This is a genomic window from Streptomyces canus, from assembly GCF_041435015.1.
Taxonomy (GTDB): Bacteria; Actinomycetota; Actinomycetes; order Streptomycetales; family Streptomycetaceae; genus Streptomyces; species Streptomyces canus_G.
In genome coordinates this window covers 3,223,732-3,237,639 of sequence record NZ_CP107989.1, presented here as the reverse complement: position 1 = coordinate 3,237,639, position 13,908 = coordinate 3,223,732, and the positions used below count along the sequence as shown (strand labels likewise).

The window sequence follows — 13,908 nt, the reverse complement described above, 5'->3', positions numbered from 1 at the left end:
CGACCCCGAGGACCGCGAGCGCCGTGTTCGATACTCTTTCCGATCGCCTCTCAGCGACTTTCAAGAACCTGCGCGGCAAGGGACGGCTCTCCGAGGCGGACATCGACGCCACCGCGCGCGAGATCCGGATCGCCCTCCTGGAAGCGGACGTGGCCCTCCCCGTCGTCCGGACGTTCATCAAGAACGTCAAGGAGCGTGCCCTCGGTGCCGATGTCTCGCGGGCGCTGAACCCCGCGCAGCAGGTCCTGAAGATCGTGAACGAGGAGCTCGTCACGATCCTCGGCGGCGAGACCCGGCGGCTGCGGTTCGCCAAGAACCCGCCCACCGTGATCATGCTGGCGGGTCTCCAGGGTGCCGGTAAGACCACCCTCGCGGGCAAGCTCGGCCACTGGCTGAAGGAGCAGGGCCACTCGCCGCTGCTCGTCGCCGCCGACCTCCAGCGTCCCAACGCCGTCAACCAGCTCAGCGTCGTCGCCGAGCGTGCCGGTGTCGCGGTCTACGCGCCCGAGCCGGGCAACGGCGTCGGTGACCCGGTCAAGGTCGCCAAGGACTCCATCGAGTTCGCGAAGTCCAAGGTCCACGACATCGTGATCGTGGACACCGCCGGCCGCCTGGGTATCGACCAGGAGCTGATGCAGCAGGCCGCGGACATCCGTGACGCCGTCTCGCCCGACGAGATCCTCTTCGTCGTCGACGCGATGATCGGTCAGGACGCGGTCAACACCGCCGAGTCCTTCCGCGACGGCGTCGGCTTCGACGGCGTGGTGCTCTCCAAGCTCGACGGTGACGCCCGCGGTGGTGCGGCCCTGTCGATCCGCCAGGTCACCGGCAAGCCGATCATGTTCGCGTCGAGCGGCGAGAAGCTCGAGGACTTCGACGCCTTCCACCCGGACCGGATGGCCTCCCGCATCCTCGACATGGGTGACCTGCTCACCCTGATCGAGCAGGCGGAGAAGACGTTCAGCCAGGAAGAGGCCGAGAAGATGGCCTCCAAGCTGGCGTCCAAGAAGGGCCAGGACTTCACCCTGGACGACTTCCTGGCCCAGATGGAGCAGGTCAGGAAGATGGGCAGCATCAGCAAGCTGCTCGGCATGATGCCCGGCATGGGTCAGATCAAGGACCAGATCAACAACATCGACGAGCGGGACGTCGACCGCACGGCCGCCATCATCAAGTCGATGACCCCGGCCGAGCGCGCTGACGCCACGATCATCAACGGCTCGCGCCGCGCCCGTATCGCCAAGGGCTCCGGCGTCGAGGTCAGCGCGGTCAAGAACCTCGTCGAGCGGTTCTTCGAGGCCCGCAAGATGATGTCGCGCATGGCCCAGGGCGGCGGGATGCCGGGCATGCCGGGCATCCCGGGCATGGGCGGCGGCCCCGGCCGTGCCAAGAAGCAGCCGAAGAAGGCCAAGGGCAAGCAGCGCTCCGGCAACCCGATGAAGCGCAAGCAGCAGGAGCAGGAGGAGGCCGCGCGGAAGGCCGCCCAGGGGGGCAGCGCCTTCGGTGTGCCCGGCCAGCAGGCCCCGCAGGACTTCGAGCTGCCGGACGAGTTCAAGAAGTTCATGGGCTGAGTCCTGTACGACTTCGAGGGCGTCCTCCCTGCCGGAGGGCGCCCTCAGCGCGTGCCGAGGCCCGAGGTCTGCCGTAACGTCCAGATATGAGCAATGCCGCTCCGGCGCGCAAGGCCCCCGACCAGCCCTGGCGCACCGAGGGCACCCCGGACGACGGACCACGGCCCCCGGGCGGGAGGCGGCCGCGCGGCCGCTGGTGGGGACTGGCCGTCACCGCGGTGATCGTCTTCCTGCTGGTGTACGTCGGGCTGAACTACCTCGGTGGGGGCGACGAGCCGACGATCTCCTACACGGAGTTCAGCAGACAGGTCGACGCGGGAAACGTCGACAAGATCTACTCCAAGGGCGACGCGATCCAGGGTCAGCTCAAGCAGTCCCGGGACGATCCCGACGGCGGCGGCGACTACACCAGGTTCAGGACCCAGCGCCCGGCCTTCGCCGACGACGCCCTCTGGCAGCACCTGAGCAGCCACGACGTCACGGTGACCGCGCGACCGGTCGTGCAGCAGCGCGGTCTGTTGCCCAACCTGCTGCTCTCGCTGATCCCGATCGTGCTGCTGGTCGCCGTGTGGATCTTCTTCGCCCGGCGGCTGGGCGGCGGGATGGGTGGTGTGGGCGGCATGCTCGGGCGCAAGGCGCCGCCCAAGCCGGTGGGCCTGCGGCCCGGCACCCAGCGCACCACCTTCGCCGACGTGGCCGGCATCGACGAGGTCAAGGGTGAGCTGGACGACGTCGTCGACTTCCTGGAGCACCCCGACGTCTACCGCAGGATGGGCGCGAAGATGCCCCGCGGTGTGCTGCTCGCCGGTTCGCCCGGCACCGGCAAGACCCTGCTGGCGCGTGCGGTGGCGGGTGAGGCGGGGGTGCCGTTCTTCTCCGCCTCGGCCTCCGAGTTCATCGAGATGATCGTGGGTGTCGGTGCGTCCCGGGTCCGTGAGCTGTTCGCCGAGGCCCGCAAGGTGGCGCCGTCGATCATCTTCATCGACGAGATCGACACCATCGGGCGGGTCCGCAGCGGCGGCGCCTCGGTGGGCGGTCACGACGAGCGCGAGCAGACGCTGAACCAGATCCTCACCGAGATGGACGGCTTCTCGGGGTCCGAGGGCGTCGTCGTCATCGCGGCGACCAACCGCGCCGACATTCTGGACCCGGCGCTGACCCGGCCCGGCCGCTTCGACCGGGTGGTCAACGTCTCCCCGCCGGACCGCGCCGGACGCGAGGCGATCCTCGCCATCCACACCCGCGAGATCCCGCTCGCGCCCGAGGTCGACCTGGCCCGGGTGGCACGCACGACCCCCGGCATGACGGGGGCGGATCTGGCCAATCTCGCCAACGAGGCCGCGCTGCTCGCCGTGAAGCGCAAGCAGGACCAGGTGACGCAGTCCGACCTGTCGGAGGCCCTGGAGAAGGTGCAGCTCGGGGCCGAGCGCACGCTGGTGATGCCGGAGGAGGACCGGCGCCGTACCGCGTACCACGAGAGCGGGCACGCCCTCCTCGGCATGCTGCAGCCCGGCGCCGACCCGGTCCGCAAGGTGACCATCGTGCCGCGCGGCCGCGCGCTCGGGGTGACCATGTCGACGCCCGAGGTGGAGCGGTACGCGCTTTCCGAGGAGTACCTGCGCGGACGGATCATCGGCGCGCTCGGCGGCATGGCCGCGGAACAGGTCGTCTACGGCGTCGTCACGACCGGCGCCGAGAACGACCTCGAACAGGTCACGAACATCGCGCGCGGGATGGTCGCGCGGTGGGGGATGAGCGAGCGGGTGGGACGCCTGTCCGCCCTCCCCAGCGACGCCCAGCAGGCGTACGGCCTCGCCGCCGCACCCCAGACCCTCGATGTGATCGACGGCGAGATGCGGCGGATCGTCGACGAGTGCTACGACGAGGCCCTCCACAAACTCACCGAGCACCGGGGGCAACTGAACGCGCTGGCCGAGGCCCTGCTGGCGAGCGAGACGCTGGAGGAGACGGACGCGTACCGGATCGCCGGGGTCACGCGGCTGAAGAAGGACACGGAGGCCTAGGGGACCCTCGCGATCAGGTACCGGAAGACGTTCGGCATCCACACCGTGCCGTCCCGGCGCTGATACGGATGCAGGGCTTCCGTCACTTCCTTGTCCACCTGTGCCTGGTCGGTCGCCTCGATGGCCGCGTCGAAGAGCCCGGTCGACAGCAGCCCCTTGAGCGCGCTGTCGAGGTCGGCGTACCCGAAGGGGCAGGCCACCCGCCCCGAGCCGTCGGGCTTCAGCCCCGCCCGCTGGGCGACCTCCTCCAGATCGTCGCGCAGGGCCGGGCGCCAACTGCCCGTGCTGCGCAGCGGATCCGCCAGCTTGGTGGCCACCCGCAGCACGGACGACGTGGCGCACCGCTCCGGCGGACCCCAGCCGGCGAGCGCCACGGGCGCTCCCCGCTCGGCGAGTGGTGTCGCCGAGGCGAGAAGTTCACCGAGCCCCTCCGAGTCGCCCGCCAGACACCCGATCGGCTCGAAGGCGGTCACGAGGGTGTACGGGGGAGCGTCGGCGTCGGCGGCGTCCCCAGGGGCTCCCTCGACGAGCCGGGTGCCGACACGCGCGCGTGTGCCCCACGTCTCCGGCAGCAGCCGCTGCCGCGCGAGCGCCAGCCGTTCGGGGCAGGCTGGCTCGACACCGGCGACCGCGGCGCCTCTGGAGGCCGCCATCAGCAGGGCGAGCCCGCTGCCGCAGCCGAGGCCCAACACCCGTGTCGCGGAGCCCACTTCCAATCGCTCGTAGACGGCCTCGTACAGCGGAACCAGCATCCGCTCCTGGATCTCGGACCAGTCACGCGCGCGTGCACCGAGGTCGCGACGGGAGACCTCTCCCGTCGAGGGCAAGTGCTGCCGCACGAGCGTAGGTGTCATGGATAAGCGCCCCAATCCGCCGAGAGTTGACTCTGTGCCCGATTCCGTAGCCCCCGTGACGTGCGCTCGCAGTTCCCCCGTATGCCAGGTAACTCCGCACTCGACCGCTCGTCCAGAGGCAGAAGGGCCCTGGTTGCGGGTTGGCATGTGCCGGGGAAAAGAATTCACATCCCGGCAATCTGCGCCCGTAACATCGCGCCATGGCAAAGGCACCTGTTCTCACACCCCGGGCGGACGACTTCCCGCGCTGGTACCAGGATCTGATCACCAAGGCCGAACTGGCCGACAACGGTCCGGTGCGCGGCACCATGGTCATCCGACCATACGGGTACGGACTGTGGGAGCGGATGCAGGCCGAGATGGACGCCCGCATCAAGGAGACGGGCACCCAGAACGCGTACTTCCCGCTGCTGATCCCGCAGTCGTACCTGACCCGCGAGGCGGACCACGTCGAGGGATTCGCGCCCGAGCTCGCGGTGGTCACCCATGGCGGCGGCAAGGAACTCGAGGAGCCCGCGGTCGTCCGCCCCACCTCCGAGATGATCATCAACGACTACTTCTCGAAGTGGGTGCAGAGCTACCGCGACCTGCCGCTGCTGATCAACCAGTGGGCGAACGTGGTGCGTTGGGAACTCAGGCCCCGGCTCTTCCTGCGGACGACGGAGTTCCTGTGGCAGGAGGGCCACACCGCGCACGCGACCGAGGAGGACGCGCGTGCGTTCGCCTCGCACATCCACCGGCAGGTCTACGAGGACTTCATGACCAACGTCCTCGCCATGGACGTCGTCCCCGGCCGCAAGACCGTCAAGGAGCGCTTCGCCGGCGCCATCAACACCCTCACGCTCGAAGGCATGATGGGTGACGGCAAGGCCCTCCAGATGGCCACCAGCCACGAGTTGGGCCAGAACTTCGCCAAGGCCTTCAACACCTCGTACCTGTCCAAGGACGGCACCCAGGAACTCGTCTGGCAGACCTCCTGGGGCTCGACCACCCGCATGATCGGCGCCCTGGTGATGATGCACGGTGACGACAACGGCCTCCGTGTGCCGCCGCGGCTCGCGCAGACCCAGGTCGTCGTCCTCGCGATCAAGGGCGACGAGCCGGTTCTGGCCAAGGTCCGCGAGATCGGCGACCGGCTGAAGGCGGCGGGCATCCGCGTCCACGTCGACGACCGCACCGACACCCCCTTCGGCCGCCGGGTCGTCGACTGGGAGCTCAAGGGCGTACCGGTCCGCGTCGAGATCGGGCCCCGTGACCTGGAGAACGGCACCGCGATGGTGGCGCGGCGGATCCCGGGCGGGAAGGAGGCGATCGACGTCGAGGATCTCGTACGACTGCTCCCGGCCGTCCTCGAGGAGGACCAGGCGCTGCTGCTGGCCCAGTCCCGCGAGCGACGCGAGTCCCGGACGAGTGAGGTGTCGACGTTCGACGAAGCCGTCGAGGCCGCTGTCGCCGGCGGCTGGGCGCGGATCCCGTGGGCCACCCTCGGCGAAGAAGGCGAGGCCAGGCTGGCCGCGCACGCGGTGACCGTACGGTGTCTGGTCGCGGAGGACGGGTCGGTGCCGAGTGCCGACGACGCCCCCGGTAACGTCGCGGTCGTCGCGCGCGCTTACTGAGGCAGCACCCTTCCGGTGCGAGAGCGGCCGAAACGCCTCTTGCGCACCTGCGGATCACAACCGCACCGGCGCGTGGACGCGATCTACGCGCCGGGGCGTACCTCACACTACGCACCAGCTTGGTATGAGCTGCGAGGCTTCTCCGCAGATCAGCGCACCCGCCCTCGTCTCCACGCATCAGCGGCAACTGACGGGTACGTGCAAATTATTTGGGATGCCCCGGAATAGGAACACAGGGGCCCTCCGGCTCGTTGTCATTACGTGAGCACGACACAGACACCACCTGTTCTCGCCGCAGAGCTGGCAGAGGCGTGGGCCGACATTCAGCGGTACCACCCCGAACTGCCGGACCTTGCCGCGCCAGAGTCCCTGATCGGGGAGTCGTCGTCCGCGTGCGGTCACGAGCTCTCCTTCGAGCGACTGCTTCACGAGGCAGTCCACGGCATCGCCGCCGCGCGAGGCATCCGCGACACCTCCCGCGCCGGCCGCTACCACAACCGCAGATTCCTCGCGATCGCCGAGGAGATGGGCCTGGACCACCCCGAGGAGCCGCACCCGAGCAGCGGCTTCTCACTGGTCACGCTCACCCCCGAGGCGAAGCGTCGGTATCGCCCGACCATCGATCAGCTCCAGCGCGCCCTCAAGGCCCACACGGCGGCGACCTCCGCCGACACCGCCCGCTCCTTCCGGGGACCGGCGGCCCGTCACGGCTCCTCCGGAGGCGGGGTCCGGGTCAAGGCGGTCTGCGACTGCGGCCGCAATGTGAGGGTCGTCCCCTCCGTCCTGGCCCAGGCGCCGATCGTCTGCGGGGGCTGCGGCAAGCCGTTCCGCATCCCCGAGATCGTGGGCGCGGCAGCAGGCTGAGATCGCGGCTGCTCGTGGCAGTCGCGGTCGGCCCGAGGGCACCTGGAACGCCGGGTGCCCCTCAGGCATGCGCGTGCGCGCCCTCGGTCCGACGTGAGTCGCGGGGTGTGGCACAATGGCTAGCTGTACTCGACAGCCGCACAGGAACCCTCTCGCCTCCGGCTGACGCGTCCATCGGGCACTCGGGTACCGCAACCCCACGCGGCAATCTCGCCGTGCCCAACCACGTCAAAACCAGGAGAACCCACTCCCGTGGCAGTCAAGATCAAGCTGAAGCGTCTGGGCAAGATCCGTTCGCCTCACTACCGCATCGTCGTCGCCGATTCCCGCACCCGCCGTGACGGCCGTGCGATCGAGGAGATCGGCCTGTACCACCCGGTGCAGAACCCCTCGCGCATCGAGGTCGACGCCGACCGTGTGGCGTACTGGCTCGGTGTCGGCGCGCAGCCGACCGAGCCCGTGCTCGCCATTCTGAAGAAGACCGGCGACTGGCAGAAGTACAAGGGCGAGCCCGCCCCGGCTCCGCTGCTCCAGCCGGCCGAGAAGGCCGCGCGCCCCTCGTTCGAGGCCCTTGGTGGCGACGACGAGGGCAAGGGTGAGGCCATCACCCAGAAGAAGAAGGCTGAGAAGAAGGACGAGGCCGCGGCCGAGTCCGGGTCGACCGAGGCCTGAGCATGCTCGAGGAGGCTCTCGAGCACCTCGTGAAGGGCATCGTCGACAACCCTGACGATGTGCAGGTCGCCTCGCGCAACCTGCGTCGCGGGCGCGTTCTCGAGGTCCGGGTGCACCCCGACGACCTCGGCAAGGTGATCGGCCGCAACGGCCGCACCGCGCGTGCCCTGCGCACCGTCGTGGGCGCCATCGGCGGCCGTGGTGTTCGCGTCGACCTCGTCGACGTCGACCACGTCCGCTGACGTCAAACGCAGCACCGGCTCGGGCCGGGGAGGGCCATCGGGCCGTCCCCGGCCCGTAGTCGTATGACAGGAGAGCAAGCACAGTGCAGCTGGTAGTCGCACGGATCGGCCGCGCCCACGGCATCAAGGGCGACGTCACCGTCGAGGTACGAACCGACGAGCCCGAACTCAGGCTCGCCCCCGGCGCCGTCCTGGCCACCGACCCGCCCTCCACGGGGCCGCTCACCATCGAGACCGGCCGCGTCCACAGCGGCCGTCTCCTCCTGCGCTTCGAGGGCGTGAAGGACCGCACCGCCGCCGAGGCCCTCCGCAACACCCTCCTGATCGCCGAGGTCGATCCGGAGGAGCTGCCGGAGGAGGAGGACGAGTACTACGACCACCAGCTGATGGACCTCGACGTGGTCACCGCGGACGGCGTCGAGGTCGGCCGGATCACCGAGATCTCGCACCTGCCCTCCCAGGACCTCTTCATCGTCGAGCGGCCGGACGGCAGTGAGGTGATGATCCCGTTCGTCGAGGAGATCGTCGCCGAGATCGACCTGGCGGAGCAGAGGGCGGTCATCACACCACCGCCCGGCCTGATCGACGACCGCGCCGAGATCGCGTCCTCCCGGGACTCCGAGGACGAGTCCTGATGCGGCTCGACGTCGTCACGATCTTCCCCGCGTACCTCGAACCCCTGAACGTCTCCCTGGTCGGCAAGGCACGCGCGCGTGGCCAGCTGGACGTGCACGTCCACGATCTGCGCGCGTGGACGTACGACCGGCACAACACCGTCGACGACACCCCGTACGGCGGCGGCCCGGGCATGGTCATGAAGACCGACCCCTGGGGGGACGCGCTGGACTGCGTGCTCGCGGACGGCTACGAGACGGGCTCCCACGCGCCCGCGCTCGTCGTCCCCACCCCGAGCGGCCGCCCCTTCACCCAGGAGCTCGCCGTGGAGCTCTCCGAGTGCCCCTGGCTGATCTTCACTCCGGCGCGCTACGAGGGCATCGACCGCCGGGTGATCGACGAGTACGCCACTCGGATGCCCGTCCACGAGGTGTCCATCGGCGACTACGTCCTCGCCGGCGGCGAAGCGGCCGTACTGGTGGTCACCGAGGCGGTGGCCCGGCTGCTGCCCGGTGTGCTGGGCAACGCCGAGTCGCACCGGGACGACTCCTTCGCGCCCGGAGCCATGGCGAACCTGCTCGAAGGCCCCGTCTTCACCAAGCCGCCCGAGTGGCGCGGGCGCGGCATCCCGGACGTGCTGCTCAGCGGGCACCATGGCAAGATCGCCCGCTGGCGCCGCGACGAGGCACTCCGGCGTACGGCTGCCAACCGGCCCGACCTCATCGAGCGCTGTGACCCGGGGGTCTTCGACAAGAAGGACCGCGAGATGCTCTCCATCCTGGGCTGGGCGCCGGACCCGGCGGGGGAGCCGTACGGCCGATTTTGGCGCAGGCCACAAGCCATGGAACAATAGGCCGCTGTTGTGCGTCGTCCGGCGTGCGCCCCTGCCACAGGGGGACACGACGCCCGCCCCGGCACGGACAGCCTCCTCACGAAACACTAGCTACCGCCGATGACCTGTGGCATGGGCGAAGAAAGCAGACGAAATGTCTCACCTGCTCGACATCGTCGACTCCGCGTCGCTGCGCACCGACATCCCGGCCTTCCGCCCGGGTGACACCGTCAACGTCCACGTCCGCGTCATCGAGGGCAACCGCTCCCGTGTGCAGCAGTTCAAGGGCGTGGTGATCCGTCGCCAGGGCGCCGGTGTCCGCGAGACCTTCACGGTCCGCAAGGTCTCGTTCTCCGTCGGCGTCGAGCGCACCTTCCCGGTGCACACCCCGATCGTCGAGAAGATCGAGCTCGTCACCCGCGGTGACGTGCGCCGCGCGAAGCTGTACTACCTGCGCGAGCTCCGCGGCAAGGCCGCGAAGATCAAGGAGAAGCGCGACAACTGAGCGCTTTTCGGAGGTCACAGCGGGGCCGGATAGCATCTGGCTCCGATGGACACCGAAGCACAGCCGACGGAGCGCGACCGCTCCTCCCGCTCCGCACCAGGAGCCGCGGAGGGACGGTCGCGTTTCGCGTTGGTGTCAAGGATCACCGAGGGGCTGCCGGGGGGCCGGATCTCCCTGACCCTGCTGCTCTGCCTGGTCTTTCTTCTGCTGATCAGCACGTTCGTGGTCAGACCATTCCAGATTCCCAGCGGATCCATGGAAAACGGATTGAGGATCGGGGACCGCGTTCTCGTAAATAGGTTGGCGTACCGTTTCGGTGCCGAGCCGCGGCGGGGAGATGTGGTCGTGTTCGACGGAACCGGGTATTTCGGTGACGGGGACTACATCAAACGCGTTGTGGGTGTGGGGGGAGACCACGTGGTCTGCTGCGACAAGGTGGGGAGGATCGAGGTGAACGGCCGGTCGGTCGACGAGTCGGGCTTCCTGTACCCGGGCGACAGCCCGTCCTCGGTTTCCTTCGACGTCGAGGTGCCCGACGCCGCACTGTTCGTCCTCGGTGACCATCGCAGCGTCTCCAGCGACTCCCGGGACCATCTGGGCTCACCGGGCGGCGGCATGATCCCCGTCGACGATGTTCTCGGCCGGGCCGACTGGATCATCTGGCCCGCCGGCCACGCCACCCGTCTGCACCGTTCCGCCGCCTACGCGCGCGTGTCCGCAGCGGAGGGCGCGCATGGGTAACCGCGGCAAGCCGCGCGGTGTGTCGAGTTCCGCCGCCGAGAACCTGCTGCCCACCGGTGTCCGGCGTTCCGCCAGCCCCACGGGCGGCCGTTCACGCGCGGAGCGGCGACAGCTCCAGCGCAAGGTCAAGCGGCGCAGGAGGCGCGGCGCGGTCAAGGAGATACCCCTCCTCGTCGGCGTGGCCGTCCTCATAGCCCTGGTCCTGAAGACCTTCCTCGTCCAGGCGTTCGTGATCCCGTCCGGCTCGATGGAACAGACGATCCGGATCGGCGACCGTGTCCTGGTCGACAAGTTCACCCCGTGGTTCGGCTCCGAGCCGCAACGCGGGGACGTCGTCGTCTTCAAGGACCCCGGCGGCTGGCTCCAGGACGAGCAGACCACGACGAAGAAGGACGACCCCATCGTCGTCAAGCAGGTCAAGGAGGGCCTGACCTTCATCGGCCTGCTGCCGTCCGACAACGAGAAGGACCTCATCAAGCGGGTCGTCGGGGTCGGTGGTGACCGCGTCAAGTGCTGCGACACCCAGGGGCGGGTGACCGTCAACGGCGTCCCCCTGAGCGAGACCGACTACCTCTATCCGGGAAACGCCCCCTCCACCCAGCAGTTCGACATCACCGTCCCCCAGGGGCGGCTGTGGGTCATGGGGGACCACCGCGCCAACTCCGCGGACTCCCGCTCGCACCAGGACACCGACTACGGCGGCACCGTCTCCCTGGACTCGGTGGTCGGACGGGCCATGGTCATCGCCTGGCCCTTTGGGCACTGGACCACGCTGAAAGAACCGAAAACTTACTCTTCCGTGGCCGACTCGGCATCAGGGACGACCTCAGGCTCCCGGGCGTCGCTTAGGGTTGCTCCCGAGGATCCGAACGAAGCGATCCAACTCCCGAGCCCTGCGGAACTCCCGCTCGTTATGGGAGTGGTGGGCCTGCGCCGAACCTGGGGCAGGCGGCGGCACAGAGTAAGGAGTTGGCGTGGGGGATGTGGCGGTTGGCGCACGATCCGGGCACGACGGCGAGGAGCACCGCGGACGCCCCGTGGAAGCAGCCGACCCGGCCGCGGACAGCGCCGTGACCTCCGGGAGTGACTCCGGAGTGACCGAGGACGGCATGGTGACGGAGGTCAAGGGAGGGGGGCCCGGCGACTCGGCCCCCAGGGTGAAGAAGCCGCGCTCCTTCTGGAAGGAGCTGCCCATCCTGGTCGGCATCGCGCTCGTGCTGGCGCTGCTGATCAAGACGTTCCTGGTGCAGGCCTTCTCGATCCCGTCCGACTCGATGCAGAACACCCTCCAGGAGGGCGACCGCGTCCTGGTCGACAAGCTCACCCCGTGGTTCGGCTCCGAGCCCGAGCGCGGCGAGGTCGTCGTCTTCCACGACCCCGACAACTGGCTGGCGGGCGAACCGACCGCGGACCCGAACGCCGTACAGACGTTCCTCTCCTGGATCGGCCTGATGCCCTCCGCCGAGGAGAAGGACCTCATCAAGCGCGTCGTCGGCGTGGGTGGTGACACGGTCTCCTGCGAGGGCACCGGTCCGCTGAAGGTCAACGGCAAGGCGCTGAGCGAGGCGTCGTACGTCTATGCCGGCAACACCCCGTGCAGCCAGGACGACCAGGGCGGCCAGTTCACGGTGAAGGTCCCCAAGGGCTACATCTGGGTGATGGGCGACCACCGGCAGAACTCCCGTGACTCGCGCTACAACCAGTCGGACAAGCACCACGGCATGGTCCCGGTCGACGACGTCGTCGGGCGCGCCGTCGTGAAGGCCTGGCCGCTCAACCGCTGGGGCACGCTGCCCAAGCCCGACACCTTCGACCAGGCCGGCATCAACAACGGGTCGTCGGCCTCCGCCGCCCTGACGGTCGCGCCGCAGGGGATCGCCCTCGTCGGTGTGGTGCCGGTGGCATTGTGGCGGCGCAGGAAGATCACCGTGGAGCGGACCCGCTGATCAGCCCCCAGGCACCGGGGGTGCCGCGCGACCTGGCGAAAGCTTTGCGGAGCGGGTGACCCCGGCCGGGGAGGAGGGGCTGCCCCGGCCGGGTACCGCCGGGTAGGGTGCGGGTCCATGGGTGGCGAGAGCACTACACGTACGGCCCCGCAGAGCGGCGGCACCAGCACGGGCCCGGTGGGCGGCCGGACCGGACAGCGACTGTCCGGACTGGCCGTCGCACTGGGCCTGGTGCTGTTTCTCGGGGGATTCGCCTGGGGAGCGGTGCTGTACCGGCCGTATACCGTGCCCACCAGCTCGATGACGCCCACGATCGACGCGGGCGACCGGGTGATGGCGCAGCGCGTCGACGGCGACGAGATACGCCGGGGCGATGTCGTCGTCTTCACCGACAAGAGCTGGGTGACCGGCGCCTCGGTGGTCAAGCGGGTGGTCGCGGTCGGCGGGGACACCGTCTCCTGCTGCACCGACGGGAAGCTGACCGTCAATGGTAAGAAGATCGACGAAACCTATCTCAAGGGCAGCATCGTCGAGGACAAGTCCATCCCGACGGTGAAAGTGCCCGAAGGCCGCCTCTTCCTGCTCGGCGACGAGCGCCAGGGCTCGCTGGACTCCTCCGCCCACCTCACCGACGCCGCCCAGGGCACCGTCGCACGCTCGGCCGTCACCGCTCGGGTGGACGCCGTCGTCTGGCCCATGAAGGGCATGCTGGAGCGCCCCACCGGCTTCGAGCCGCTCGGCGCGCTCTCCTCGCCCGGACCGCTGCGTACGATCTTCATCCTGATCATCGTCGGCGCGGTGCTCGTTCTGGGCGGCGGGGCGTACGGGCCCGTCGCCAAGCTCTTCGGCGGGCGCTCCCGCGTCCGGACGGAGCCCGCCGGTGCCCGCTGAGGCGTCGGCCGGGCAGGACGACTCGCCCGAAGGCGAACTGCGCAAGGTGGCCCGGGTGGTCCTGCTCGACCCCGAGGACCGCATTCTGCTGCTGCACGGTCACGAGCCGGACGATCCGGCCGACGACTGGTGGTTCACGCCCGGTGGCGGACTGGAGGGCGAGGAGACCCGTGAAGAGGCCGCCCTGAGGGAACTCGCCGAGGAGACCGGCATCACCGAGGTGGAGCTCGGGCCGGTGCTCTGGCGGCGGACATGCTCGTTCCCGTTCGCGGGTCGTCGCTGGGACCAGGACGAGTGGTACTACCTGGCCCGTACGACGGTGACGGCCACCCGGGCCACGGCCCTGACCGAGCTGGAGCGGCGCAGTGTCGCCGGAGCGCGCTGGTGGACGTGTCAGGAACTGAGCCAGGCACATGAGACGGTGTATCCGACCAGACTCGCCGAGCTGCTGCGCAGGCTGCTCGACGAAGGTCCCCCGGCCGGGCCCGTGACCCTGGACACCGAAATCGTCTAGGGGCTGACGGGACTGGCGCAC

The 13,908-nt window shown here is 69.5% G+C and carries 15 protein-coding genes; 14 read left to right on the top strand and 1 reads right to left on the bottom strand.

The genetic code is table 11. The features are described from left to right. Positions 1–23: 23 nt before the first annotated feature. Entirely contained in the window at positions 24–1,571 is a 1,548-nt protein-coding gene (gene ffh, locus OG841_RS14295; protein WP_328641118.1) for a signal recognition particle protein, read from the top strand. Positions 1,572–1,657: 86 nt separating this feature from the next. Further along, the gene (ftsH, locus tag OG841_RS14290) at positions 1,658–3,595 is read left to right on the top strand and encodes an ATP-dependent zinc metalloprotease FtsH (RefSeq protein WP_365122451.1); all 1,938 of its coding nucleotides are present in this window, start codon (positions 1,658–1,660) and stop codon (positions 3,593–3,595) included. Here ftsH and OG841_RS14285 read toward each other — a convergent pair. Next, the gene (locus tag OG841_RS14285) at positions 3,592–4,449 is read right to left on the bottom strand and encodes a class I SAM-dependent methyltransferase (protein ID WP_365122449.1); all 858 of its coding nucleotides are present in this window, start codon (positions 4,447–4,449) and stop codon (positions 3,592–3,594) included. The genes ftsH and OG841_RS14285 overlap by 4 nt on opposite strands. Positions 4,450–4,649: 200 nt before the next feature. Between OG841_RS14285 and proS the strand changes: the two genes are divergently transcribed. The 12 genes from proS (at position 4,650) to OG841_RS14225 (ending at position 13,887) form a co-directional block, all read left to right on the top strand. After that, complete coding sequence (gene proS / locus OG841_RS14280) at positions 4,650–6,065, top strand: proline--tRNA ligase (protein ID WP_365122447.1); 1,416 nt, start codon at positions 4,650–4,652, stop codon at positions 6,063–6,065. 261 nt (positions 6,066–6,326) lie between these two features. After that, positions 6,327–6,929, top strand: coding sequence for a hypothetical protein (locus OG841_RS14275; RefSeq protein WP_057616534.1), 603 nt, complete (start codon positions 6,327–6,329; stop codon positions 6,927–6,929). Between the two features lie 252 nt (positions 6,930–7,181). Next, entirely contained in the window at positions 7,182–7,601 is a 420-nt protein-coding gene (rpsP, locus tag OG841_RS14270; protein ID WP_328641122.1) for a 30S ribosomal protein S16, read from the top strand. A gap of 2 nt (positions 7,602–7,603) precedes the next feature. Beyond that, entirely contained in the window at positions 7,604–7,843 is a 240-nt protein-coding gene (locus OG841_RS14265) for an RNA-binding protein (protein ID WP_003973401.1), read from the top strand. Positions 7,844–7,926: 83 nt separating this feature from the next. Then, positions 7,927–8,478 (top strand): ribosome maturation factor RimM, encoded by a 552-nt coding sequence (rimM, locus tag OG841_RS14260; RefSeq protein ID WP_328641123.1) that lies wholly within the window; start codon positions 7,927–7,929, stop codon positions 8,476–8,478. Continuing rightward, positions 8,478–9,311 (top strand): tRNA (guanosine(37)-N1)-methyltransferase TrmD, encoded by an 834-nt coding sequence (gene trmD, locus OG841_RS14255; RefSeq protein WP_328641124.1) that lies wholly within the window; start codon positions 8,478–8,480, stop codon positions 9,309–9,311. The genes rimM and trmD overlap by 1 nt, the downstream gene beginning before the upstream one ends. A 133-nt stretch (positions 9,312–9,444) precedes the next feature. Beyond that, entirely contained in the window at positions 9,445–9,795 is a 351-nt protein-coding gene (gene rplS / locus OG841_RS14250) for a 50S ribosomal protein L19 (protein ID WP_069765421.1), read from the top strand. Between the two features lie 45 nt (positions 9,796–9,840). Beyond that, positions 9,841–10,536: a signal peptidase I gene (lepB, locus tag OG841_RS14245; RefSeq protein ID WP_328641125.1), complete on the top strand. Its 696-nt coding sequence runs from the start codon at positions 9,841–9,843 to the stop codon at positions 10,534–10,536. Beyond that, the gene (lepB, locus tag OG841_RS14240; protein ID WP_328641126.1) at positions 10,529–11,623 is read left to right on the top strand and encodes a signal peptidase I; all 1,095 of its coding nucleotides are present in this window, start codon (positions 10,529–10,531) and stop codon (positions 11,621–11,623) included. Before lepB (OG841_RS14245) ends, lepB (OG841_RS14240) begins: the two co-directional genes overlap by 8 nt. Next, the gene (gene lepB, locus OG841_RS14235) at positions 11,511–12,482 is read left to right on the top strand and encodes a signal peptidase I (protein ID WP_328641127.1); all 972 of its coding nucleotides are present in this window, start codon (positions 11,511–11,513) and stop codon (positions 12,480–12,482) included. The genes lepB (OG841_RS14240) and lepB (OG841_RS14235) overlap by 113 nt, the downstream gene beginning before the upstream one ends. A 117-nt stretch (positions 12,483–12,599) precedes the next feature. Next, positions 12,600–13,373 (top strand): signal peptidase I, encoded by a 774-nt coding sequence (gene lepB / locus OG841_RS14230; protein ID WP_328641128.1) that lies wholly within the window; start codon positions 12,600–12,602, stop codon positions 13,371–13,373. After that, positions 13,363–13,887, top strand: a complete 525-nt coding sequence (locus tag OG841_RS14225; protein ID WP_328641129.1) for an NUDIX hydrolase — start codon at positions 13,363–13,365, stop codon at positions 13,885–13,887. The genes lepB (OG841_RS14230) and OG841_RS14225 overlap by 11 nt, the downstream gene beginning before the upstream one ends. Positions 13,888–13,908: the final 21 nt, after the last annotated feature.